The 25,533-nt window shown below is 33.6% G+C and carries 18 protein-coding genes and 1 tRNA gene; 11 read left to right on the forward strand and 8 right to left on the reverse strand.

All coding sequences use genetic code 11. The features are described from left to right. Nucleotides 1–13: 13 nt before the first annotated feature. Nucleotides 14–1,036 carry a YdgH/BhsA/McbA-like domain containing protein gene (locus tag GYM75_RS05685; RefSeq protein WP_220217186.1) on the forward strand — a complete coding sequence of 341 codons (1,023 nt, stop codon included), beginning with the start codon at nt 14–16 and terminating at the stop codon, nt 1,034–1,036. Nucleotides 1,037–1,100: 64 nt separating this feature from the next. Here the strand turns inward: GYM75_RS05685 and hrpA are convergent, their stop codons facing one another. Beyond that, the gene (hrpA, locus tag GYM75_RS05690) at nt 1,101–4,982 is read right to left on the reverse strand and encodes an ATP-dependent RNA helicase HrpA (RefSeq protein ID WP_370632143.1); all 3,882 of its coding nucleotides are present in this window, start codon (nt 4,980–4,982) and stop codon (nt 1,101–1,103) included. 73 nt (nt 4,983–5,055) lie between these two features. On the opposite strand from hrpA, the gene GYM75_RS05695 reads away from it, so the two are divergent. The 4 genes from GYM75_RS05695 to GYM75_RS05710 all read left to right on the forward strand — a co-directional run bounded on the left by GYM75_RS05695 (nt 5,056) and on the right by GYM75_RS05710 (nt 10,901). Further along, complete coding sequence (locus GYM75_RS05695; RefSeq protein ID WP_220217188.1) at nt 5,056–5,475, forward strand: META domain-containing protein; 420 nt, start codon at nt 5,056–5,058, stop codon at nt 5,473–5,475. A 291-nt stretch (nt 5,476–5,766) separates the two neighbouring features. After that, nucleotides 5,767–7,179 carry a pyruvate kinase PykF gene (gene pykF / locus GYM75_RS05700; protein WP_220217189.1) on the forward strand — a complete coding sequence of 471 codons (1,413 nt, stop codon included), beginning with the start codon at nt 5,767–5,769 and terminating at the stop codon, nt 7,177–7,179. 125 nt (nt 7,180–7,304) lie between these two features. Then, complete coding sequence (gene ppk1, locus GYM75_RS05705; RefSeq protein ID WP_220217190.1) at nt 7,305–9,365, forward strand: polyphosphate kinase 1; 2,061 nt, start codon at nt 7,305–7,307, stop codon at nt 9,363–9,365. Between the two features lie 12 nt (nt 9,366–9,377). Then, the gene (locus GYM75_RS05710) at nt 9,378–10,901 is read left to right on the forward strand and encodes an exopolyphosphatase (protein ID WP_220217191.1); all 1,524 of its coding nucleotides are present in this window, start codon (nt 9,378–9,380) and stop codon (nt 10,899–10,901) included. Between the two features lie 76 nt (nt 10,902–10,977). On the opposite strand, the gene GYM75_RS05715 is transcribed toward GYM75_RS05710, so the two are convergent. The 3 genes from GYM75_RS05715 to GYM75_RS05725 all read right to left on the reverse strand — a co-directional run bounded on the left by GYM75_RS05715 (nt 10,978) and on the right by GYM75_RS05725 (nt 16,278). Beyond that, the gene (locus tag GYM75_RS05715) at nt 10,978–12,441 is read right to left on the reverse strand and encodes a DASS family sodium-coupled anion symporter (RefSeq protein ID WP_220217192.1); all 1,464 of its coding nucleotides are present in this window, start codon (nt 12,439–12,441) and stop codon (nt 10,978–10,980) included. A 76-nt stretch (nt 12,442–12,517) separates the two neighbouring features. Next, entirely contained in the window at nt 12,518–13,486 is a 969-nt protein-coding gene (locus GYM75_RS05720; RefSeq protein ID WP_220217193.1) for an FAD:protein FMN transferase, read from the reverse strand. A 17-nt stretch (nt 13,487–13,503) separates the two neighbouring features. Then, nucleotides 13,504–16,278, reverse strand: a complete 2,775-nt coding sequence (locus GYM75_RS05725; RefSeq protein WP_370632164.1) for a flavocytochrome c — start codon at nt 16,276–16,278, stop codon at nt 13,504–13,506. 521 nt (nt 16,279–16,799) lie between these two features. On the opposite strand from GYM75_RS05725, the gene GYM75_RS05730 reads away from it, so the two are divergent. Beyond that, the gene (locus tag GYM75_RS05730; protein WP_220217195.1) at nt 16,800–17,849 is read left to right on the forward strand and encodes a hypothetical protein; all 1,050 of its coding nucleotides are present in this window, start codon (nt 16,800–16,802) and stop codon (nt 17,847–17,849) included. Nucleotides 17,850–17,898: 49 nt separating this feature from the next. Here the strand turns inward: GYM75_RS05730 and GYM75_RS05735 are convergent, their stop codons facing one another. Continuing rightward, a complete protein-coding gene (locus GYM75_RS05735; protein WP_220217196.1) occupies nt 17,899–18,285 on the reverse strand; it encodes a YbaN family protein in 387 nt (128 codons plus the stop codon). Between the two features lie 261 nt (nt 18,286–18,546). On the opposite strand from GYM75_RS05735, the gene GYM75_RS05740 reads away from it, so the two are divergent. Continuing rightward, nucleotides 18,547–20,136: an ATP-dependent endonuclease gene (locus GYM75_RS05740; RefSeq protein WP_220217197.1), complete on the forward strand. Its 1,590-nt coding sequence runs from the start codon at nt 18,547–18,549 to the stop codon at nt 20,134–20,136. A 1-nt stretch (nt 20,137) separates the two neighbouring features. After that, the gene (locus GYM75_RS05745) at nt 20,138–21,010 is read left to right on the forward strand and encodes an HNH endonuclease (protein ID WP_220217198.1); all 873 of its coding nucleotides are present in this window, start codon (nt 20,138–20,140) and stop codon (nt 21,008–21,010) included. 64 nt (nt 21,011–21,074) lie between these two features. Here GYM75_RS05745 and GYM75_RS05750 read toward each other — a convergent pair. Next, nucleotides 21,075–21,151 (reverse strand) — tRNA-Asp (locus GYM75_RS05750). Between the two features lie 112 nt (nt 21,152–21,263). Then, nucleotides 21,264–22,004 carry a DNA polymerase III subunit epsilon gene (gene dnaQ, locus GYM75_RS05755; RefSeq protein ID WP_220217199.1) on the reverse strand — a complete coding sequence of 247 codons (741 nt, stop codon included), beginning with the start codon at nt 22,002–22,004 and terminating at the stop codon, nt 21,264–21,266. 182 nt (nt 22,005–22,186) lie between these two features. On the opposite strand from dnaQ, the gene rnhA reads away from it, so the two are divergent. The 3 genes from rnhA (at nt 22,187) to GYM75_RS05770 (ending at nt 24,772) form a co-directional block, all read left to right on the forward strand. Further along, entirely contained in the window at nt 22,187–22,660 is a 474-nt protein-coding gene (gene rnhA, locus GYM75_RS05760; RefSeq protein ID WP_220217200.1) for a ribonuclease HI, read from the forward strand. Nucleotides 22,661–22,741: 81 nt separating this feature from the next. Beyond that, nucleotides 22,742–23,470, forward strand: a complete 729-nt coding sequence (gene gloB / locus GYM75_RS05765; protein WP_220217201.1) for a hydroxyacylglutathione hydrolase — start codon at nt 22,742–22,744, stop codon at nt 23,468–23,470. 42 nt (nt 23,471–23,512) lie between these two features. Then, nucleotides 23,513–24,772, forward strand: a complete 1,260-nt coding sequence (locus tag GYM75_RS05770; protein WP_220217202.1) for a transglycosylase SLT domain-containing protein — start codon at nt 23,513–23,515, stop codon at nt 24,770–24,772. Here the strand turns inward: GYM75_RS05770 and GYM75_RS05775 are convergent. Beyond that, the gene (locus GYM75_RS05775) at nt 24,750–25,532 is read right to left on the reverse strand and encodes an endonuclease/exonuclease/phosphatase family protein (RefSeq protein ID WP_220217203.1); all 783 of its coding nucleotides are present in this window, start codon (nt 25,530–25,532) and stop codon (nt 24,750–24,752) included. The genes GYM75_RS05770 and GYM75_RS05775 overlap by 23 nt on opposite strands. Between the last annotated feature and the right edge of the window lies 1 nt (nt 25,533).

Consider the following 25,533-nt stretch of genomic DNA (forward strand, 5'->3'; position numbering starts at 1 on the left):
AGGTTTATAGAATATGATGACTTTAAAGAAAACACTTATTGCTGCTATTATTGGAATGGTTCCAGTGTATTCCTTTGCAGCTCAGCAGTTAACAGAAGATCAGGCTAATAGTTTGCAATCTTTTAAACAAATTTCCGTCCGTGGTGCTTTTTATACTGATAGTGATTATTTGACAGCTATGTCTAAAGCCGCCGACAAAGAAGGGGCAGCATCTTTCTATATTACAACGACCAACATAAGTCCTTCCAATGATACCCTGCGCATTGTTTATGCTAATTTATATAAATCTAATGCACCTAAAGCCGAAGAAAAAACTGAAAGTTTACGTCGCTTTGAAGGAATTTATGAATATCCTAAATCAAAAGCCATCCGACTTGAGCCCTATGACATAGTTCGAATTAGAGGTTATTTTCCTAGTGAACATGATATCAATCAAGCAATAGCCAAAGAAGCTTCCAACAAAGGAGCTTATGCTTATTTTATTGATAATCGTTCGGAATTAGGAAGTAATTTACAAGTTGTTGCCTATTTATTCAAAAAAGATGCACCAGAGCGTAAACTACAACCCGAAAATGCGATTCCTTATGATTCTGAAGCAGGACAATTAGCATTAGCTCAAGGTGGTGAAGCGGCAATGCAAGTTGAAAAACCAGGATATTATTCACCCTCAGCATTTAACGAAAAATTCTATGCAGAAAAGTTTAATAACAAAGTCAAAGTCGTTGACAACAATGTTTCTTCTAAAAATACTACAACTACATCTGTTGAAAAGGTAGCGGAACCTCAGCGCGTTAATCGTTACACTGTCACGCTTTCTGATGGTCGAAAAATTCAGGAATTAAATGATGCAACCGCAGCAAAAATGGTACCATTCAACACAATTAAATTCCGAGGATACTACGTTACAGATCAAGAAATTTCATATCAAGCAGGTAAACGAGCTCTTGATGGAGGAGCTAAGTATTATCATATTGCTAGAATAGCTCAAGATACAAACGGTCCTAACATCACCGTTTTTGTTGATTTATATCGTTAATGTCTGACAGGGCGCACTAGCGCCCTCTTCTATTTCGCTTGATTTACTTTCACTAAAATTATTTTCATAATTCGGATTTTATTGACTCTATCTGTTGCTTAATTCGTTTGGCTGAAATTGGATAAGGAGTACCAATTTGCTGTGCGAATAAATTAACTCTCAATTCCTCTATCATCCAACGAATCTCAACAACACGATTTTCTAATTGCTGATTTTTTGAAAGGCTACTTAAAAAGTGATGATAATAATTCTGAATTTCTTCGATAATATTCATTGATTGTCTATCTTTTGCCGTATTAAGCATTAATTTTTCAATTCGCTTTTCTATTGCGGATAAATATCGATAAATATCATTCAATTTGTCATAACCTGATTGTGAAACAAATCCCTTATAAACGAGATGATTAAGTTGATTTTTAATATCTGATAAGGCAAAAGCTAGCGATAAATCGACTCGACCTTTCAACTTTTTATTAATGTTAAAATGAAGCGTAAGGATAGATTCTACTTGTTTAGCTATCTCAACAACAACTTGGTTAATATGGGCTTTTGTATAATCAAGTAATTGTTGATACTGCTCAGCAGTTTGAATAGGTTTATCATTTTTTTCGATTAAATAATCAATTCCACAGGCTATACAATCATCAATAAGGGACAGTACGGTACCAAATGAGTTAAAGTAAAGACCTAACTTAGATTTATTCGGTAATTTTTCATGTAAATATTTGATAGGTGAAGGAATATTCAAAATGAGCAAACGCCGTAAACCAAGCTTGGTTAATCGCTGTTGCTCGATTTGGTTATCAACTAACTTAATACTAACTGATTTATGATCGTCTACAATAGCTGGGTAAGCCTTAACTGTGTAATTTTTTTGTTTCTCTTCATAAACAGTTGGAAGCGTACCAAATGTCCAATCGGTTAGGTTATTTATCTCAATTGGATTTGCTGATTTTTTAGCAGTTAATGAGGATAACGCTGATTGAATTTTTGCTTTTAATTGCTCTTTTAGAAGATCGAGATCTTTACCAAAAGCAATTTCTTTACCTTGATTGTCTGTAATACTAAATGTCATTTTCAGGTGTTCAGGAACTTGATCTAATTGCCAATCTTCAGAAGTAATTTGGACGCCAGTCATTTTTCGAAATTCATTTTGCATAGATTCAAGTAAAGGGAACTTCATAGATGTAACTCTAGTTAAAAATGCTTCAGCATAATTTGGGGCCGGAACTAAACTTCTTCTTAAAGATTTAGGTAATGACTTAATTAATGATATTATCAAATCTTTTCTAAACCCAGGCACTTGCCAATCAAACCCTTCATTTTTAATTTGATTTAATAAATCAATCGGAATCGTAACGGTGACACCGTCACGCTTATGGCCAATATTAAATTCATAACTTAATGGAAGTTTTAAATGATTTTGTGACCAAAAATCAGGGAACTGATTCAAATCAATCAATTGTGCTGATTGGTTGATTAACATCTGTTTTTCAAAATTAAGAAAATCAGGTGAAGATTTTTGCTTTTGTTTCCACCAATTATCAAAATGCTTAGCTGAGACAACTGATTTATCAACACGCTGCTCATAAAAAGTAAACAATTCATCATCATCAATTAAGATATCTTGTCGACGAGATTTGTGTTCAAGGTCTTCCACTTCATTAATTAATTTTTGGTTTTGCTTATAGAATTTGTGGTTAGTAATCCAATCACCTTCGACCAAAGCATGTCTAATAAATAAGGAGCGCGACAATGTTGGATCAATCCGGCTATAATTGACTATTCGATTTTGGACAATAGGTAATCCAAATAATGTGACTTTTTCATTAGCAATCGTTGTCCCTTGCTTTTTAGACCATCTAGGTTCACTGTAACTATATTTAACTAAATGTTTCGCTATTGGTTCAATCCATTCGACTTCTATTTTAGCAACTGTTCTACCCCATAATCGGGTAGTTTCAACCAGTTCACTTGCAATACACCATTTAGGTTGCGTTTTGAATAATACTGAATTAGGAAAAATTGCAAATTTGATATTACGAGCACCTAAATACTCATTTTTTTCAATTTCTTTTTGACCAATATGGGAAAGCAGTCCACTCAATAAAGACACATGCAACGACCGATAATCTGCGGGTTGACTATTGATTGGAAAAGACAACTGTTTAATGGTTTGACGAATTTGCGTATAAACATCTTGCCATTCTCGAATACGGAGATAATTCAAATATTCTTTCTGACATAATTTTCTAAACTGATTACCCGATAACAAATTTTGTTGTTCTTGAATATAATTCCATAAGTTAATAAGTGATACAAAATCAGATTCCTTATCCGCAAAACGCTTATGTTTTTCATCAGAAGCTTGTTGTTTGTCAAAAGGTCGTTCCCTTGGATCTTGAATTGATAGCGCAGCTGTCACTATCATGACTTCTTTTGTACACCCTAATCGCCTTGCTTCAACAAGCATTCTGGCTAATCTAGGATCTATAGGTAATTGTGCTAATATTTTACCTATTTCAGTCAAATGATAATGGTGATGTTTGGTAAAAATTGCACCCAGTTCTTCTAATAAACGAATTCCATCACGAATATATTTTGAATCTGGAGCTTCTACAAAAGGAAAGGCAGCGATATCACCCAAACCTAAAAATGTCATTTGTAATATGACTGAAGCAAGATTTGTACGCAAAATTTCGGGTTCAGTAAACTCAGGTCTGGATAGAAAATCTTGTTCATCATAAAGGCGTATACAAATACCATCTGAAGTACGTCCACATCGTCCTTTTCGTTGATTAGCTGATGCTTGAGATATAGGCTCAATAGGTAAACGTTGAACTTTTGTGCGATAGCTGTAACGACTTATTCTGGCCAATCCAGAATCGATAACATATTTAATACCAGGAACTGTCAAAGAAGTTTCCGCAACATTGGTGGCAAGAACAATTCGTCTTTTTGAGTGTGGCTGAAATATACGATTCTGCTCAGAAGCCGATAACCTAGCGAATAAAGGTAAAATATCTGTATGGCGCAATTCAAGCTTATTGAGCGTATCAGCTAAATCTCGAATTTCTCGTTCACCCGTTAAAAATATTAAAATATCGCCTGCACTTTCTTTTGATAATTCATCAATTGCATCAATAATAGGTTGAAAATCACTATTTTTATTAGCCTCTTTATCATCCTCATTATCATAAATTGGAGGACGATATCTCACTTCCACTGGATAAGTTCTTCCAGATACTTCAATTATTGGAGCCTGATTAAAATGTTCAGAAAAACGTTCAACATCTATAGTTGCAGAAGTGATAATTACTTTCAAATCAGGACGTTTAGGTAATAATTGTTTCAAATAACCAAGAATAAAATCGATGTTTAAACTACGTTCATGAGCCTCATCAATAATGATAGTATCGTATTGCAATAAAAGTTTGTCTTTTTGAATTTCAGCTAACAAAATACCATCAGTCATCAATTTGATTAATGTAGTATCACTAACCTGATCCGAAAATCTGACTTTATAACCAACTAACTGCCCTATTTCAGTATTTAACTCTTCAGCAATACGATTGGCAACAGAACGGGCTGCAAGCCGTCTTGGTTGGGTGTGACCAATATATCCTTTTATACCGAGACCTAATTCTAAACAAATCTTAGGTATTTGTGTCGTTTTACCGGAACCTGTCTCACCAGCAATAATAACAACTTGATTTTTTTCTATAGCATTATAAATTTCCTGTTTTTTTTCAGTTACAGGCAAATTTGAAGGAAACACAATCTTCGTTGGTAAAGAAGCCAATCTTGCTTGATAATGAGAAACAGCATGAGTAATCGCTAAATCGATTTTTGCAGGCTCTTGATCATTCTTAGCCAGTTTTAATATTTTGTGTTTATCCAAGAAAGTCATTGATTTTAGAAATTTTATTTGCTGTTGAGATAACATAAATAGTAAAATATAAGTAATTATTTTTAATTAAATCTATTATAACAAATTTAAACTGTCATTAGGAGTTAAGATGAAAAAGACATTACTATTAACAACATTATTTGCAGGAGCATTAGTTGTGACTGGATGTGGAGAATCTAATAAAGTTAAAGCTGAAGATTTAATGCATCATCGTTTTTTATTGGTAAAAGCAAATGGGCAAGATGTTTCTGAAGATAAGGCAGCCGAACTTGAATTTGGCGAAAACATGAATGTAACGGGTAAAATGTGTAATCGTTTTGTTGCTAAAGTTAATTTAGAAAATGAAACAATCAAAGGAGCCGGTGTTGGTATGACAAGAATGCTTTGTAATGACGAACAATTAGATAAGTTAGATGGCATTATTTCCCAACTAATTACTGAAGGTGCTAAAGTAACTTTAGACAAAGATCAATTGACCTTAAAAAATGAAAGTAATGAACTCATTTATCAACTTAAAGATCTAATGTAATATACATTAATATGATTCTTCTTTTTTCGTCAAATATTATCTAGTTTTTTGATAAAAAACTTTATTTAAAGTGTGGTTAAGACTATAATAAACACAGATTTTTAAGGATATATATTTTTTGATGAAAATATTTAATTTTTCAAATATTGCAGTTAATACAAGTAACTTTTCAGGTTACTTTTACCTTTTTATATACCAATGCATGGGCATTGGTTTTTTTTTGTATGAACAGAATTGAAAATAGTTTATTTAAAATTTGAACTTTAACCTTAACAACTAGTAGATAATATTATGAAAAAGACAAAAATCGTTTGTACTATTGGACCAAAATCAGAATCAAAAGAGATGCTAGCTAAATTATTAAATGCTGGCATGAACGTTATGCGTTTAAACTTTTCTCATGGTGATTATGAGGAGCATGGAAATCGAATTAAAAACCTCCGAGAAGTCATGCAAGAAACGGGTTTAAAAGCGGCTATTATGCTTGATACAAAAGGTCCTGAAATTCGTACAATAAAATTGGAAGGTGGGAATGACGTTTCACTAGTTGCAGGTCAAACATTCACATTCACAACTGACGAAACTGTCGTTGGGAATTCTGAGCGTGTTGCTGTAACTTATAAAGGTTTTGCTCAAGATCTTAAACCAGGTAATCGTGTTCTTGTCGATGATGGTTTGATTGCAATGGACGTGAAGGAAGTTAAAGGAAACGAAGTTATTTGTACTGTTTTAAATAACGGTGATTTGGGTGAAAATAAAGGTATCAATTTACCAGGTGTTTCAATTAAATTACCCGCACTTGCAGAAAAAGATAAAAATGACCTTATTTTTGGTTGTGAACAAGGTGTAGATTTTATCGCTGCATCTTTTATTCGTAAACGTTCTGATGTTGAAGATATCCGTGCACACTTAAAATCACATGGTGGAGAAGAAATTAAAATTATCTCTAAAATTGAAAACCAAGAAGGGTTAGATAATTTTGATGAAATCTTAGAAGCATCTGACGGTATCATGGTTGCTCGTGGTGATTTAGGGGTTGAAATTGCGGTTGAAGAAGTTATTTTTGCTCAAAAAATGATGATTCAAAAATGTAATAAAGCATCTAAACCAGTTATTACTGCAACTCAAATGCTTGATTCCATGATTAAAAATCCACGCCCTACTCGAGCAGAAGCAGGAGACGTGGCAAATGCAATCATCGACGGTACTGATGCTGTCATGCTTTCTGGTGAAAGTGCGAAAGGAAAATATCCTTTAGAAACCGTAAATGTTATGGCGACTATCTGTAAACGTACTGACATTACTATTCCTGCTTCTTTAGAGCTTACCGCTAAAGAAGAAAAATTACGTATTACTGCGGCTGTTTGTTGTGGTGCGGTAGAAATTGCGGAACGTCTAAGTGCACCTTTAATTGTTGTTGCAACTCGTAGCGGTAAATCTGCTCGTGAAGTCCGTCATTATTTCCCTAAAGCGCGTATTTTAGCCTTATCATCAAGTCAAAAAACGGTTAATCAATTAGCCCTAACAAAAGGTGTTGAGCCAATTTTAATCGATGCAATTAATTCAACAGATGATTTCTACCGTTTAGGTAAAGAGTTAGCTGTAAAAATTTGTGGTTTACAACAAGGTGATACTATTGTCATGGTTTCAGGTGCTTTAGTACCAAGTGGCACAACGAATACCACTTCAGTTCACCGTATTTAAGTAAAGTTGCTTTCCAGCAAAAATTATTTATTATATTTAGATTAAAAGCTAGCTATATGCTAGCTTTTTTTTTAAGTTAAGTTATCCTGTATTAAATTTCATTATTGTATTTTAAGAGATAAAGAATGCTACAAGAAAAAGTGTATTTTCCCAAAGAACTTAGTTGGCTTGCTTTTAATCAACGTGTATTACAAGAAGCCGCTGACAAGACTAATCCACTTATTGAACGTGTTCGATTTTTAGGTATTTATTCCAGCAATCTCGATGAATTTTATAAAGTACAATACGCCAATCTAAAAAAATACGTATTAATTGAAGAGGAACAAGGGCATTGTGCTACCTCTAATGCCAGGTCATTATTAAGACAAGTTAATCAAAAAGTGATACAGCTTGAACTACAGTTTGATCAGCTTTATAACGAATTACTTCTTGAAATGGCAAGAAATCAAATTTTTCTTATTAATGAAAGACAACTCTCCTCTTATCAAGAAGATTGGATAAAAAATTATTACAAACAGAATTTAAGACAGTACATTACACCGATATTACTTGATAGTCATACAGAACTTATCCAGTTTTTGAAGGATGATCATGCCTATTTAGCTGTCGAAATTATTTGTGAAGAAAAGATAAGTTATGCCCTGCTTGAATTACCGACAGATAATGCACCTCGATTTGTACTTTTACCTTCAGAAGTATCAACTAAAAATAAATCCATTATCTTTTTGGATAACATTTTACGCTATTGTTTATCTGATATCTTTAAAGTCTTTTTTGATGCTACTGAATTAAATGCCTATTCAATCAACATTAACCGAGATGCAGAATATGAATTAAATACCGAGTTAGACAGTTTATTAGAATTAATGTCACAAGGATTAAAGCAGCGATTAACTGCTCAACCCGTTCGCTTTACTTATCAGAAAGATATGCCAAAAGCATTATTTGAACTGTTAATTAACAAATTACGATTAACTGAACAAGATGCCATGCCTGGTGGACGTTACCCTAATTTTAAAGATCTGGCTAACTTTCCTGACCTTGGTGGAAAAAATCTTTTGAATAAACGATTACCGAGTTTGGCTTATAATCGTTTTAAGAAGTTTAGAAATGCGTTTGCAACGATCAAAGATCGTGATGTACTTCTTTACTACCCTTACTATTCATTTGGGCATGTATTAGAAATTATGCGACAAGCTTCATTTGATCCTGCTGTAACCCATATCCGCATGAATATTTATCGGGTAGCAAAAGATTCTCGATTTATCCATGCTGCAATTAATGCAGCGAATAACGGTAAAAAAGTCACCGTGGTTGTGGAACTTCAGGCTCGATTTGATGAAGAAGCAAATATCAAATGGGCAAAAAGACTAATAAGTAGTGGAATTAAAGTTATCTATTCACAACCCAAACTCAAAATTCATGCCAAACTATTTTTAATCGATCGTCGAGAAGAAAATAAAATTGTCCGATATGCACATATTGGATCGGGTAATTTCAATGAAAAAACTGCCCGTGTGTATACAGACTTTTCACTATTAACTGCCGATCCGGCCATTACCGATGAAGTCATAAAGGTATTTAATTTTATTGAAAATCCATTCAAGCCGGTTTCGTTTAATCATTTGCTTGTTTCTCCTCAAAATACGCGTTTGCGTTTTCATGAATTTATTGAAAGAGAAATTCAAAATGCAAAAGCAGGAAAACCTTCTGGCATCTATTTAAAGCTTAATGCGATCACTGATAAAGAGATGATAGACCAGTTATACCGAGCCTCATGTGAAGGTGTAAAAATTAGAATGATTGTTCGTGGAACCTGCGTATTAGAGCCACAAATTCCAAATTTAAGTGAAAATATTTATGTGACCAGTATCGTCGATCAATACCTAGAACACGCACGGGTGTATATTTTTGAAAATGACGGAAAAAAGGATACTTTCATCTCATCTGCTGATTGGATGCCACGTAATTTAGATAACCGCATAGAAGTTGGTGTGAAGATATTTGACCCTATTTTAAAATCAACTATTCATGATATTTTTAATATCCAATGTAATGATAATGTCAAAGCACGAATTATTGATAAAGAAAACATGAATAACTATGTTCAACGAGGTAATAAGAAAAAAATTCGAGCACAGCACGCTATTTATGATTATTTAAAACAATTAGAAGCTAAACAATAAGGATATCTAACAGTGAAGAAATCTAATGAATATGCGGTTATCGATTTAGGTTCAAATAGTTTTCATATGATCATCGCCCGAATTATTAATGGCGCAACACAAATAATTTATAAAAACAAGAAGAATATTCATTTAGCGACAGGATTAGATGAAAAATATCAATTAAGTGAATCAAGTATTAAACGAGGCATTGAGTGTCTGGAACTATTTGCTGAGCGTTTAAATGGATTTCCTCCAGAAAATGTGAGAATTGTTGCAACTTACACTCTACGTGTTGCCGCCAATAGAAATAAGTTTTTAAAGGCAGCAGCTAAAATTTTACCTTATCCTATAGAAATTATATCGGGACAAGAAGAAGCGCGTTTAGTCTATTTAGGTACCATGACAGCTGAACCCACTTCTGCAATCGATACTAAATTTGTTATTGATATTGGCGGAGGATCAACGGAAATTGCGATTGGCAAAGGCAATGATCTAAAACCCATACTCGTGGCTAGCCGTCCAATGGGTTGCGTAACCTTTAATAAACGTTTTTTTCCACAACAGAAGATTGATGTAGATTCATTTCAACGAGCAAAACTTGCGGCCGAACAACAAATTGAAACCATGATTAGCACCATAAAAAAACAGAATATCACGGTTGCTTTTGGTACGTCAGGAACCATCAAATCTATTCACCATATTTTATTAGATCTTGGGGTGAGTGACGGTATTATCACCCCCAAAAGATTAGATGATTTAGTTAGTTATGTTTTAGATTTTGATACATTTAACGACATTAACTACCCTTCTCTATCTAATGAACGTAAACAGGTTTTTGTTAGCGGATTGGCAATATTTTGTGGGGTCTTTAACGCATTGGGATTAAACGCCCTACAGTATAGTTCTAATGCTTTACGTGAAGGGGTTTTGTATGAATTAATTGGTGGTCCTAATTATCGAGACATACGTCAAACCACTGCCGAATCTTTATCTAAACACTACAATATTGATCAACGTCATGCTATGCAAGTTGTCAAAACAGCAAAATACTTCTTTTTGCAATGGAAAGAACAAGCTCAAATCGATATTCCAATCTGTGTTGAATCCATTTTATATTGGGCGGCACTTTTACATGAAGTGGGATTAAAAATTAATTTTACGTCTGTACATAAGCATTCAAGTTACATTTTGCAAAACAGCAATTTGCCAGGATTTAACGAGGAACAACAACTATTATTATCGACACTTGTTCGTTATCATCGAAAATCGATTAATATTGAAGCATTTCCTTATTTCAGCCTTTTTGAATTTAAACACATTATTTCATTATTACAAATTCTCAGACTTTCCATTTTGATTAATAACCAACGCTCCACACACATTAATTTGAATGCATTTAGATTAAAATTGGTTAAAGATAAATTAACTAAAGTTACATTCGAGATTGATACCAGTTTTGTTGAAGCTAATAAATTGATTTTATTGGATCTAGAGCAGGAACAAAAATATTGGCAGGCAATTAATGATTGGAGTTTAACGATTATTTTGTCTTAGATTTTTGTATTTTGAGAATTAAAAACCGCCAAAAAATCGGCGGTTTTTTTGTTTAATGTTGAAGATACGTTATTTCTTAACCTAATTCCAACATTTTCCACCACAAAAGACCAACGGTAAACACAATGGTTAAGTTAACAACGCTACAGATAAATCCTACTTTCCACCATGTTTTGACTGGAACAAAACCTTCAGCAAATAACAACGGATTTCGAGCATTGGCAAATTGGGTAATGGAACCAAAATAGTTGGTACAAATAACTAATGCAAATATCGCAATCATTGGTGGAACATGAAGTGCCACTGCTACAGATAAGAATACTGGAAATAGCGCCGCAATATGCGCATTGCCACTAGCAAAGAAATAGTGTAAATAAACATAGGCAACACACAAAATAATGATAACAAATACCCAGCTACTATCACCTAAATGCCCCTTTACTGCACTACCGATAGTATCGCCTAGCCATTTTGTAACACCTAGCTTATTGACTTGTCCTGCTATCATTAATAAAGCCGCAAACCAAATTAAGGTATCCCATGCCGCTTTTTCACCTTTCACATCATCCCAGGTTAGTACACCAGTTAAGATTAAAATCGTTAAACCAATAAAAGCAGTCGTTGTTGCATCAATACCTAAATAGTCTTTACCGAAAATCCAAAGACCTAATAATAAAATTACCGTACCACCCATAATAATTTCTTTAGCGGTAATTGGTCCCATTTTTTTCAATTCTTCAACGGCTAATCTTGGCGCATCAGGTGTCTTTTTAAGCTCTGGATTGGTTAAGAAATAAATGACTAATGGAATCACAATAAAAGAAACTAAACAAGGTACGATAGCTGCAATAAACCACTGTCCCCATCCCAATGTCACGCCTAATGTTTCTGTGACTAATTTAGCGGCTAATAAATTACCGGTAAATGCAGTCAAAAACATTGCTGAGGTAATATCATTGATATGACTAATGGTTAACATTAAAAAAGTGCCAATTCGACTTCTTGATTCATCTTTTGGATTGGAATTAAAGTTAATCGATAATGCTTCAGCGATTGGATAAATCACACCGCCAGCCCGAGCAGTTGTACTTGGTATAGCCGGTGCTAAAGCGACATCTGTAACGGATAAACCATAAGCTAAGCCTAAAGTATTTTTACCTAAAATTTTAACCAAATAATAAGCAATACGTTTACTTAAACCTGTTTTAATAAATCCTCTTGCAATCATAAAAGCAACTACAATTAGCCAAATTAAGCTACTATTCAATTCGCTCAATGATATTTTGATTGATTCGGTTGCATTAGCCGCACCCGATGGTCTTAAAATAGCAAAAACCGTAATGGCTAATAATCCAATTGCGCCAATTGGCATAATTTCTGCAACAATACAGGCAATAGTTGCCACAAAAATAATGCTTGTTCGCCAACCTTCTGTACTTATTCCTTGTGGAGGCGAAACAAATAGCCATAATATTGCTGAAATAGCTGCAATAATTATGAGCGGTACCCATTTTACTGGCGGTTTTTTCACTGCGTTCATAATAATTTCCTTCTTAAATTTAAAAAACGTAATTAATTCATTTAGAACAATAAAAGTTTAGCAATTTCATTGATTCTTAATTCAGATTCATTTCATAGTGTTTATCAATCAGATCAAATTTAAAATTATTTGGATTGATCAGGGTCATCGTTTTATCTTTCAATAAAAAAATAGCTGAAATATCCTGATGCTTCTTTAAATATTCACAACTGTTATTCACCCCTAATCCATACAGAATTGTTGAGTAAATATCGCCTTCAAGAGAAGTATCTGAAATAACGGTAACACTCTCAACTTCATTATCAAGAGGATAACCAGTTAACGGGTTAAAAATATGATGATAAAGGCGATTATTTTGAGCAAAATAGCGTTCATAAATACCAGATGTGACGACTGATTTATTTTTGACTTTTATTATACCTGCTAACTCGTCAGATAAAGAAAAGGGTTTTCTTAACCCTATACACCAATAACCTGACTTTTCTATTGGGGAAGATCCTAACGTTAGTACATTTCCGCCTAAATTTATGATGCCATAGTGAATGTTATGTTCAAGTAACAGACTTTTAATAACATCAGCGATATAACCTTTTGCGATAGCACCAAGATCTATCTCCATTCCTGCCTTTTTTAAAAAAACAGAATGGGTTTTATCATTTAGTTCTATATCTAGTGGATCGGTTAATAAAAGTTGTTGCTTGATATAATCATCGGCAGGAATGCTATCCCCTTTAAACCCTATTTTCCAAAGTTTGACCACAGGACCGATAGCCAAGTTAAAACAACTATTGGGATTCAGGCTTAGTTGCCAAGCCTGTTTAATAAGTGAAAATACTGGTAAGCTTACTACTACCGGATGTTTTCCTGCTGCAAGATTGATTGACATAACCTCCGATACAGGGCGATTAACCGTCAATTTATCTTCAAGCAATTTAATAGTAGCAAAAGCAAGTTTTGCGACGGTTTCATTCTGCTCAAGTAGCGTCAATGTCACCGTCATCCCCATCAATGTTTGAGTATACTCGAAGGTAGTAGAACTTCCCATTTTTAAGCCAATTTCAATTAACTGTTAATGTAATCAGTGGCTTTTTTACCTGCTTGCATACCAAAAATAATGATATCTGCAACAGCATTACCACCAATACGATTTGCTCCATGTACACCACCAACAACTTCACCCGCAGCAAAAACACCTTTAATTACATGTTTATCATTGTCAAGTACTTGTGTCTCAGTGTTAATTGTTACACCTCCCATTGTATGGTGAACACCCGGTGCAATTTTAATTGCATAAAACGGGGCAGTATTAATTGGATGACGCATTCCCGTCGTTCGACCAAAATCTTCATCTTGTTTGTTCATTACAAACTGATTATAACGATCAATCGTTTTAGACAGATTATGAGCATCAATAGAAAGTTTGTTAGCTAATTCAGCGATTGAATTAGCTTGAACAACCAGATCATTAGAAACATACTCTTCAACGGCTTTATTTTCGTCACGAACTTGTTGATCAAATAAAATATAGGAATAGTGTTCAGGTAATTTGATGATATCCGCTGAAACTTTATCTCGGGTATCTAATTCATTAACAAAACGTTTACCTTCTTGAGAAACAAGAATTGCGCCACCGCCACGTATAGATTCTGAGATCAAATATGAGGTAGTTTGTTCAACAGTTGGATGGATTTGAATTTCGCCCATATCAACAGTGCCAGCCCCAAGTTTTTCTAAGATCATGATACCAGAACCTGTCGCCCCTTTATGGTTGGTTGTCACAAAACCTTTTAAGTCAGGACGATATTTTTCAACCATTTCACGGTTAGCACTGAATCCGCCCGTTGCTATCACAACCGCTTTTGCTTTAATAATATAATTTGTGCCGTCTTCTTCAACGACTTTAACGCCAACAACTTTATGATTTTCGGTAACGATTTCAGTCACATTAGTATCTAACATGACTTCAATACCACGTTTATTAAGATTTTTTACCAATCCACTAATCAAAAAGCCGCCAACAGCTGCACCACTAGCTGGTCGATGTGTACGGTCAATACTCATTCCACCTGTTGTCGTAATACCACTTAGTTCAATACCGTTTTCATCTAACCAATCAATCGCATCGGGAGCATTTTCAACAAAATAACGGAGTAACTCTGGATTATTTTTATTTTTACCTCCAGCCAAAGTTTCTTTATAGAATAGATCCTTACTATCTACGATACCTTTAAGTTTTTGGAATTTAGTTTCAGCTGCATTCATACCAGCAGACGCTTTATTGGTATTTCCGCCAATAACAGGCATTTTTTCAACGACAACAACGCTAGCACCTAAATCATGAGCTCGTATTGCAGAAGCCAGCCCTGCTCCCCCGCTTCCCACGACAACAATATCGTAAGATTTATCATTTGGATCACCACCTTCAGCAATAATGGCTTCTTTATTCGACTGTGTCATGGCCTTAGTAACGGCTTTTTTGAACGCTTCACATTGAGATGTAGCCCCTGAAATAGCATCCACATGTGGACTATTTGAATTAATGATTCTTTGTTTAATTTCTGCAAAATTATCTAAAATTTGATGATCAAATTCATTAGCATTCACAAGTTGCATATCTTTAATGAAATCTTTGCCTAATTCGACATTGATAAGAAATTCATAAGATTCATCATTAACTTTTTCTTGATATTGACCTGGTTTGAACTTCTTATTATTTAAACTCGCATCACGAATTAGTGCTTCAACTAATGAAAAACGCCATAAAGGCTCAGGAATATTTAATTCTTCACGTTTGTCACTACTGATGGTTAGCTCCAGTTGTTCACCTTTTTCAATACGACTAATCCAGTCTGGATAAGCGATGCATGCGCGACCAACGGCGACCAAATCGTAACCATTATCAATCGCCGTTTCTACATCAATTTGATTAACCACATTACCTACACCTACTACCGGAATTTTAGCTAATGTCGCAGATCGCATTGCCACATATTTATTGATTAACGGGGTTGGATCTTGGGTATCAACAATTGAAGGTCTTAAAATCGCGCCCATTGAAAAATGGATATAATCAAGCCCTTTGTCAGCTAACTTTTCAAGTAGATACATCGAGTCATCAAAACGAATACCCGGTACTTCTAATTCTTCCGGAGAAAAACGATAACCAACAATAAATTCTGGCGTTGCAAACTGTTTAACCATTTTATGGGTGATATCTAAGATTGCTAAAGGGAATTGCAAGCGATTATCACGGCTTCCACCCCATTTATCAGTTCGTTGATTTGAATTTGGAGAATAAAATTGTTGGATTAAATAAGTGTTAGCGCCGTGGATTTCAACACCATCAAAACCGGCTTCAATAGCACGACGCACTGCTTGACCAAATTTTTCGATCATGTCGTCGACTTCGTCAGCCGTTAATTCGATTGGTGTTGCAGCTCCTGCCCTTGGTGCTGCGATAGCACTTGGTCCAACAGGAGACTGTCCGCCGATGAGCTTAGGTTCAACCATTCGTCCACCGTGATAAACTTGAATAACCGCTTTCGATCCCTTTTCTTTGATCGCTTTGGCAATTTTTGCTAATCCTTCAATTTTATCATCGTTATCTAAACCTATCGCACCAGGAAACGCTAATCCTTTATTATCGACAAATCCACACTCAACGATGATTGTTCCTATTTCACCAGATCGATCTCGATAATACTCGATCAAATCATGTGTGACAGAACCATCATAAAATCCGGAGCATGTCGTCATTGGCGCCATCATGATTCTATTTTTAAGCTCAACGCCATTGGGTAAAGTGAAGGGTTTAAAAATATTTTCTTTTTTCATTATTATATACCTAATTATTTTATTCAGATTTATTTACTAAGGTGATCATATCATTACTTATTGACATTCTCTACTTAGAAAAAGACTTTTGATGTTCTGAAGTATTATTTTTTAGACAACATTTTTTATATATTTATTAGTGTTTTAGAAAAGATATCGTAATATTAAAAAACGATATTGCTTATTATTTAGCTGAGTTTCTATTTTTGAATAAAAAATAGCATTTAAAAATCTAAAAAAAAACACTATAACTATTTCATTTACTTATATATTTAAACCAACTATTATCTTGAACTTTCATTTTAATCGGCTAGAATGCCTTGTAGCTTATTAAAAAGAGAATAAGAGATGATTAATATGATAATTTCCAGGCAACAATCAAAACTCACTCATTGTTCTTTTTTAGCCATGTTATTTGATCCTCCTTTATGGAGGATTTTTTTTATCTCAAATTTTATCGTTATTCTTCTAATTCCTAATCTAACTATCAATATTATCAGCACATTCATCAAACAGGAGATGTTATGAAATCTTTGACACCATTTTACGATCCGACTATAAGTTATGAAGATAACTATGCCAAAGGACCTTTTGGGCTATTTTCTCAACTTGAAAAAGCAGAAAAAATGACAACCGAATCGACCAAATTTTTGAATTTTGATGTCAATCTACCTTTTGGAATGCCAGCCGGTCCATTATTAAATGCAAATTATATTAAAGCTGCCTTTGCTTATGGATTTGACTTGTGTGTTTATAAAACTGTTAGAACAAAATTTCATAAATGTCATCCATTACCCAATGTATTATCTGTTCATCCTAACGGGAAATTATCCAGTAATCTTGATACTGTCTTAGCAGATACAAATTATACTCAACCTTTATCGATTACTAATTCCTTTGGTGTCCCTTCTCTTGCTCCTGATATTTGGCAACCTGATATGGCTGATGCTGTGAAAGCTGCAGGTCAAGGACAATATGTTATTGGTAGTTTTCAAGGAACACAAGGACATGGCGAAATAGAAAAAGATTATGCGTTAGCCGCTAAATTAGTAAGAGAAACTAATGCCCCAATTCTAGAAGCAAATTTAAGCTGTCCAAATGAAGGAGCAAGTAAATTACTTTGTTTTGATGTGGATAAAGTAGAACGTATCGTAAAAGAAATCAAAAATACCGTCCCCGATCGTCCACTTATATTGAAACTAGCCTATTTCCCAGATGATGAAAGAATTATTTCATTACTTACAAAAGTCGGTTCGATAATTGATGGATTAAGTGCTATTAATACGTTATCTGCAAAACCTGTTAATGCAAACGGTCAACCAGCTTTAGGAGAAAACAGAAAAGAAGGTGGAATTTGTGGTGATGCAATTCGTTGGGCCGGTTTAGATATGGTGAGTCGCCTTGATAAATATCGTCAACAAATGGATTTAAAATTTGCCATTATAGGTGTTGGTGGAGTTAGCAACAGTGAACATTATCACCAATTCATTAAAAATGGGGCTGATGCTGTAATGAGTGCGACAGGAGCCATGTGGAATCCGCTTCTTGCTATAGAAATTAAGAAAAGTCTTTAATAGATTGTTAACCATGTTTATAATCGTTACAGGGTAACGCACCCTGTAATTACCGTTTTTTATTTTTATATATTTTCTTTTTTCTAAAATAATAAAAGCCAACAACAATATGCGCTAAAAAAACGATTACTAAAATAATGCGCACATGCAAGGAATGAATAAAAATAAATGGGATTAATAATACGATAAAAACCATAGCTAGCATTTTAAACAAACTTTTTTTAGATGCTTTCTTCTCAATAAGCATCTTTTGTATATAAGTTTGATAATAATGACTTTGAGTAAAAAAGCGATAAAGACGTTCTGAACTATTAAGCCACAAATATGCTGTTAACAAATAGAAAGGCACTGTTGGCAAAAGTGGCACGAAAATGCCTACTGTTCCCAGCAAAAAAGAAACTCCACCTATAATAATAAATAACCATTTTTTTAACATAACTAAGTATACTTATAGATAATTCATAAAATTTATTGCGAATAACAAAGCATGAATTCAATATTCCAAAAAACTTAATCATTACATAAATTAATAATTGTGCGACAATCCAAGTATATAACAGAGTATAAAAAGAAAGAAACGTTATGAAACACAATTTTTTCGTATTGATTAATATACATTTTTCTTTGCATTTATATTGAATGTGTTATATAAAACAATTATATATTTCAGTAATTTTAGTCTTGGATTAGTTTTCATATGGAAAAAAAGGAAAAATTAACCATACTTCTTTGCGCCCCAGATTGTTCGACAGAATGTTTAACAGAAGGACAAGTATTTATACAACCGATACAGAGTAATTGGAATGATTTTGGATACCAATTAGCGACAGAAATAGGTATTCGATTAAATGATAATTCAATTGAATGGTTTGATTCAAAATTTGCTTTCAAAGATCAAGATAATACTTATAAGTATGTTTCTACAATTCTAAAAAAAGAGAAATTTGTAAATCTTTTTTCGATAGATTTAGCTTTTGCTAATTTATTCACAAATCAAAAATCTTATGGTGCAATCAGTCGATTAATTGGTTCTGAAAAAGCAATAAATATTTTAAAGGAAATAAATGATATTTGTTTATCTATTGATAATACTTCTGGTATACCAAAGTGGGAGGATTTTTACAAAACCGAGGTTTATAGTCGAGCAATGCTCAGAACGAGTGAAGCGTATTTTGCTTATAGGCATGGATATTCAATTATACAAGGAAAAGTTATTGAAAATGCTGACTCTAAACAGACCTTCAATATCACTTTTAAAAATTTAGATTCTCTTCAACTTGAATTTAAATTTACCAATCAGAATAAATTACGAGGGCGTATTGCGACCATTATAGGGCAAAATGGATGCGGAAAAACAACGATACTGACAGAACTCGTTAAAGCACTTGCTGATAGGCAATCAAAACATATCTCAATTGTTCCACAACTCGACTTTAACCAAGTTATATTATTTGCTCATCATGCAACACTTAACGCAATTGACAAAGAACTTATCAATAATCCTAATGTCTGTATTTCGCAGCTAGATCCTAATATTCAGAACGACAGATATTTTAATGAAAAAACAGATAATGATTTATTGGTAGATGTGTTAAGAAACAATAGAATAGCCGAATTATGTAATATCATTTCCCAAGAACTTTATGATTTAACAATTAACGTTCCCCTGATACTGGATCATTCAGCTAACTTAGCTCGACACCACGAAATTGAAATAAAAAACTTCACCCGATGCAATGGTGAGCAACGTAGACTTGATAGGATAGCGACGATTGATCGAGAAAAGAATCTAGTTATTTATAAAGAAGGGAAAAAATATCAACCAAGTTTAGGACAAGCAACATTTATCCGTTTTATTTTAAATGTTTTTGCCAATGTCGGGCCGGCATCTGTACTCCTTATTGATGAACCAGAAACTTTTTTACATCCTAATCTTATTTCGCAATTTATGAGAATTTTAAATAATGTATTGGACACCACAAAATCCATCGCCATTATTGCGACACACTCTCCTTATATTGTCAGAGAAGTACAAAGTGCACAAGTTCATATTATCGAAAAAGATGAAGCTGATTTAAAAATTAAACAACCTCGTTTGCAAACACTAGGCGCTAATGTGACCAGCATCTCAAATGAAATCTTTGGCGATGATCTGTTAATCCATCTATACAATGAATTAGTTGATAACATTAAAGATGATTTAACTTTCGATGAAATTCTCAATAAATATATTGGTGAAATAAGTCCAGATGCACTTTTACAGCTAAGAAACAAGATGGAACGTTAATATGAGAAAGCTAAATCTTCCACATTATAACAATGCAGAAATCATTGATAGCTGTAAATTAGATGAACTCTGTCACAATAATCGAAGAGGAAAACATATTCGATTTATTTCGTCTTATATCGATATTATCAAACAATGCTATGAGAATTATGATCACCAGAATGGTAATCCATGGTTGATAAATTCACTGTCTGAAGAAACAATATCCCCTTTATCAGAATTTAAAGAACATATGAATCGTTTATACGATAACCCTCCACAGGCATTAAAATTTATTAAATCGCTGAGAGAAAGCATTCAAGGTGCATGCCCAATGTGTGGCAGATCAGGCAATGGTACAATCGATCATTATTTACCTAAATCGATATATCCAGAATACTCTTTTTTTTCCAAAAATCTCGTACCAGCTTGTGATAGATGTAATAAAGAACGGTCATTAAAAATAAAAGGAAACAGCTTACATGAAAGACCTATTCACCCTTATTTCGATAATTTTGTTGAGAAAAGAGTTATGTCTTCCCACTTTAAACCGGATTGGAGAGCTCCGCTAATTACCCCTATAGCTGTAAATGTTGAAGATAAAGAAAAAATTATTGTGGAATGGCATATCAATAATATTGTCATCCCTTCAGGAATCAAGAATCATTTCTCTTATTTATGGACAAAATTATGTGAATCACCAAGAGTATATTTAAAAAACGCAATTAATTTAGAGGACATTATTAAAAAATTAAATGAAATCCAATTAATTTACGAAAATAATGGCGGAACACCAAATAATTGGGATGCATGTTTTTATCATGGATTACAAAACAACGAAGAAGCACTTAATTATCTGATTAAAATCCAAAAAGACAAATTGAAAATAAAATAGTTAATTATTCATTTTACAGAAAGGATTGAAAAAGAAAAACATTATGGGAAAAAACTGATGAAATTGGCGGAACGGACGGGGCTCGAACCCGCGACCCCCTGCGTGACAGGCAGGTATTCTAACCAACTGAACTACCGCTCCGCTTTTTAGACTACTTCAAGGCATCACTGCTGAAGTAGGCGTGATATTAAAGATTATTTTCGATGACGTCAATAGATATTTTAAAATATGAAATCAATTGAATAGAAAACAATCATTTACTGGCGCGCCATAATGCTCCGCCACTTTTTTTATCAATTTTGGATAAAACCGATTCATGTTCTGACAATTCATATTCAGATGCTTTTATGACTTTTAACGGAGTCGCTCCTCGCTCTATTCTCTGAAGAGTATTACTGTTTTCACCATTAGCTAAATTATGTTCATCCATATTGAAAGACAACGTTGTTTGTCCCCCTGTCATAGCTAAATATACTTCAGCTAAAATCTCAGCATCGAGTAAAGCGCCATGAAGTGTACGATGAGAATTATCAATTTGATAGCGTTCACAAAGTACATCTAAATTATTCCGTTTACCAGGGAATAGGCGTCTTGCCATTGCTAAGGTATCGGTAACAATACAGTGATCAGCGGTTTTATAATCTAAACCACAAAGACGAAACTCATAATCCATAAACCCAACATCAAACGATGCGTTATGGATAATTAATTCAGCACCGTCAATAAACTTAATAAAATCATGGGCAATATTTTTGAATATCGGTTCATTTTTAACAGCTTCATTGCTTATACCATGGACTTTAAACGCTTCTTCATCAATTAAGCGTTCAGGATTAATATAGACATGAAAATGATTGCCCGTTAAACGGCGATTGATGATCTCAACAGCACCAATTTCAATAATCTTATGTCCTTCATAATGATTATTGCCATCTTGATTCATACCTGTTGTTTCTGTATCGAGTACAATTTGGCGAGTAGAATGAGTTATCACGTTATTCTCTTAATTGTTTAGTCGTCGGAATGTTTATAAGTAGATTAGTTTATCACTAAAACAGACCAATGTTGATACACCAACAATTAACTTAATAACAAATTAAATTTTTTTTCGATATTGTGTTATATTTTATTTATAAGCAATTCAACGATTGATACAACTGTCAAAACTCAAATAACATGATGAAAAATATAAAAATATTTACAGATGGTTCTTGTTTGGGAAATCCCGGGCCAGGCGGATATGCCGCTATTTTAAGATACAAACAAACTGAAAAAATATTATCTGAAGGATATTTCAACACAACTAATAATAGAATGGAGTTATTAGCAGCAATTATCGCTTTAGAAAAATTAAAAGAGCCTTGTCAAATCGATCTCTATTCCGACAGCCAATACTTGAAAAATGGCATTTCAAAATGGATTTATACCTGGAAAAAAAATGGATGGAAAACTGCAAATAACAAATCTGTCAAAAATGTTGATTTATGGATAAGACTTGATAAAGCAGTACAAGCACATAAAATCGATTGGATTTGGGTAAAAGGTCACGCCGGGCACCCTGAAAATGAACAATGTGATATCATTGCCAAATCTAAAGCGGAGTCCCCTACTTTAGTGGATACTTTTTTTGAACAGTCAAATTTAGCGTAATGAGGTTTAAACAACATCATTTAACATTATGTTTTACCCATTATAGTTATCAAATGTCACTTAATAGCATGGATTTCATTTATGTATAAATTACACATAATCCCAGTATTAAAAGACAATTATGTCTGGTTATTAGAGAATAATGCTAAACAAGTTATTATCATTGACCCGGGTGCTGCCGAACCTGTTTTTAACTATCTACATCAACATAATTTAACCCCCCTTGCAATTTTGCTTACTCACCACCATATAGATCACATTGGTGGCGTGGTAAGACTACAAAAAGAGTTTAATTATATTGAGGTATATGGACCCAAAGAGATTCCTTTATCCATTCAATATATAGAAAATAAAGATAAATTAATTATTGCTGATTTCACATTTGAGATCATTCCAGTGCCCGGTCATACATTAGGTCATTTGGCCTACTATTGTCAGCCTTATCTTTTTTGTGGAGATACGCTAATTTCGGCTGGTTGTGGTCGTGTTTTTGAAGGTACACATCAACAAATGCTAAATTCACTTAACAAATTAGCCCAATTATCGGATGATACCTTAATCTGTGCAGGTCATGAATATACAAAATCTAATCTCGATTTTGCGCTAAACATGTTACCAAATGACACTAAAATTAGTGCCTATTATAATTTAATTTGTAATAAATCAATTACTTTGCCATCTATTTTAAGAGATGAAAAACAAATTAATGTTTTTCTACGATGCAAAGACAAAAAGATACAAAATAAGTTCAATTTTAACAATGAGTTAGACTTATTTGTTTTTTTTAGGAGCCAAAAAGATATTTTTTAGGTATAATACACGGTTTTAATAAATGTTTAATGTAATAAGGTAATGAAAAAGTTATTTATATTCACAGCATTATGTTCGTTTTTAGTTGCGTGCCAGAACCATCAATCTCAATATAATAGTAGTGACTATCAAACACATAACTCGAAACCAGTCGTTACTAGCGGAATTAAAAGTGGTGGTATAAATTATACATCTATCACTCAAAATCCTTGGCATTATATGTTAAGCCAGATTAATGTTAAAGTTCCCGAAAATAAACGCATAAAAGAAGAGAGACAACTGTTACTACGTAATCCTCAAGCTTTTGAAACGATTGCTCTTCGTTCAGAGCCTTACGTTTATTATATTATTGATCAACTTCGTCAGAATAATTTACCCGTTGAATTAGCATTAATTCCATTAATAGAAAGTGCTTATGATCCATTAGCAACTTCAGCAGGTAAAGCGGCTGGATTATGGCAATTTGTTCCAATTACAGCAAAAGAGTATGGTTTGAAGAAAAGTGGTTCATTCGATCCGCGTCGAGATCTTATAGCTTCTACAAATTCAGCTATTACATTATTGCAAAACCTGAATAAACGTTTTAAAGGTGATTGGTTATTAACGCTAGCTGCCTATAATGCTGGTGAAGGACGCATTAGAAAAGCAATTGCACAAAATCAAGCCAATGGATTACCTACTAACTATTGGTCACTTGAATTGCCAAACGAAACTATGCGTTATGTCCCGAAAATTTTAGCAATAATTGATATTGTAAAAAATAGCAAACGTTACGGTATCAAATTACCTGATTGTAGCTATGAAAACTCATTAGTTCGAATTGATGTGTCTCAGAATATTTCATTAGCTAAAATCGCTCAGTTCACTGGTATTCCAATTAATAATTTGAAAAGTTTTAATGCCGGATATTTGCAACAAACAGTAAACGGCCCGTTCCATTTGCTAGTTCCTTATTCTTATGCAAAAGAACTACATCAAAAATTACGGGCTCAAAATCTTGTTTCGGCAGAAATTACAGAACTTCTACAAAATGTGCCACAAAACATGATGCCATTTGAAGTAAAAACAGCAACAATAAAATCATCAGTTATCAGTGGAATTAATAATAAGAATACATTACTTCATTCTGCTAATAATGCTAAAAAGCAGATTTCTTATCAAGTCAAAGCTGGTGATAACCTTTATTCGATAGCACAAAATTATCGAGTAAAAATGACAGATATTTTAACGTGGAATAATATGAAAAACCCAACAATTAAAGAGGGTGACGTATTAACCATCAATGTTGTAGATCCAATTTAAAAGTGACCCACAGAGGGTTATGATCAGATGCTGTCGTACTTATTATTTTAGCGGTATCTAATTGTAACCCTCGATAAAATACAAAATCTAGTGGTCTACCCATAAACGTTTTTCTGATATCAATACTAAAATTTACTGGCTTAAGATTGATCGTTTCAACTAACTGATACAAAAGATTTAATCGTTGCTGACTCCAAGCATTAAAATCTCCTGCTAAAATTACAGGCCCTTTATGCTCCTTAATTCGATTTAATAACATGTGCATTTGTTGCCGATAACTTTTAACGCCAATGCTAAAGTTAACCGCATGAATATTTGCAACGAGCAATTGTTGATTTGAATTAAAAATAGGATAAATTGTTATTAAAGCAGATTTTGGTACTCGGATAAGCGGTTCTCTTTCCCTGAATGAAAACAAATAAGTCGGTACTGTGTCTGTTATTGTCATTACCCCAGCATAAATATTGTTAAAGCAATAAGCTGGTACATGATCGGCTATCTTATTTCGTCGTGAAATAAAATTCAACAATTGAGGAGTTGTTTGAGCTTCTTGCAATAAAATCAATTTAGCTTTGCTGGCATATTGTTCTAAAATCTCTATACAATCAGCTCTTTTTTGCTTGAAGATATTCCAAACCAAAATTGAAAAAGAGGTTTTATCAATTAGAGGTTTATTAATAACAATCTGATTATTAGGTAAAATAACTTCAACCTGACTATTTGCCCGATACCGTAAGGTATAATCTCGATGCTTAAACATA

This window comes from Gilliamella sp. ESL0441 (genome assembly GCF_019469185.1).
In the GTDB taxonomy this organism is placed as follows: Bacteria; Pseudomonadota; Gammaproteobacteria; order Enterobacterales; family Orbaceae; genus Gilliamella.

Coding starts and splice junctions, on each gene's coding strand:
- ppk1 (WP_220217190.1), top strand. CDS start 7,305: ATGCTACAAGAAAAAGTGTATTTTCCCAAAGAACTTAGTTGGCTTGCT.
- GYM75_RS05715 (WP_220217192.1), bottom strand. CDS start 12,441: ATGAACGCAGTGAAAAAACCGCCAGTAAAATGGGTACCGCTCATAATT.
- GYM75_RS05735 (WP_220217196.1), bottom strand. CDS start 18,285: ATGTTAAAAAAATGGTTATTTATTATTATAGGTGGAGTTTCTTTTTTG.
- GYM75_RS05720 (WP_220217193.1), bottom strand. CDS start 13,486: ATGGGAAGTTCTACTACCTTCGAGTATACTCAAACATTGATGGGGATG.
- gloB (WP_220217201.1), top strand. CDS start 22,742: ATGTATAAATTACACATAATCCCAGTATTAAAAGACAATTATGTCTGG.
- GYM75_RS05685 (WP_220217186.1), top strand. CDS start 14: ATGATGACTTTAAAGAAAACACTTATTGCTGCTATTATTGGAATGGTT.
- GYM75_RS05740 (WP_220217197.1), top strand. CDS start 18,547: ATGGAAAAAAAGGAAAAATTAACCATACTTCTTTGCGCCCCAGATTGT.
- GYM75_RS05745 (WP_220217198.1), top strand. CDS start 20,138: ATGAGAAAGCTAAATCTTCCACATTATAACAATGCAGAAATCATTGAT.
- GYM75_RS05775 (WP_220217203.1), bottom strand. CDS start 25,532: ATGTTTAAGCATCGAGATTATACCTTACGGTATCGGGCAAATAGTCAG.
- GYM75_RS05730 (WP_220217195.1), top strand. CDS start 16,800: ATGAAATCTTTGACACCATTTTACGATCCGACTATAAGTTATGAAGAT.
- GYM75_RS05770 (WP_220217202.1), top strand. CDS start 23,513: ATGAAAAAGTTATTTATATTCACAGCATTATGTTCGTTTTTAGTTGCG.
- hrpA (WP_370632143.1), bottom strand. CDS start 4,982: ATGTTATCTCAACAGCAAATAAAATTTCTAAAATCAATGACTTTCTTG.
- GYM75_RS05695 (WP_220217188.1), top strand. CDS start 5,056: ATGAAAAAGACATTACTATTAACAACATTATTTGCAGGAGCATTAGTT.
- rnhA (WP_220217200.1), top strand. CDS start 22,187: ATGATGAAAAATATAAAAATATTTACAGATGGTTCTTGTTTGGGAAAT.
- pykF (WP_220217189.1), top strand. CDS start 5,767: ATGAAAAAGACAAAAATCGTTTGTACTATTGGACCAAAATCAGAATCA.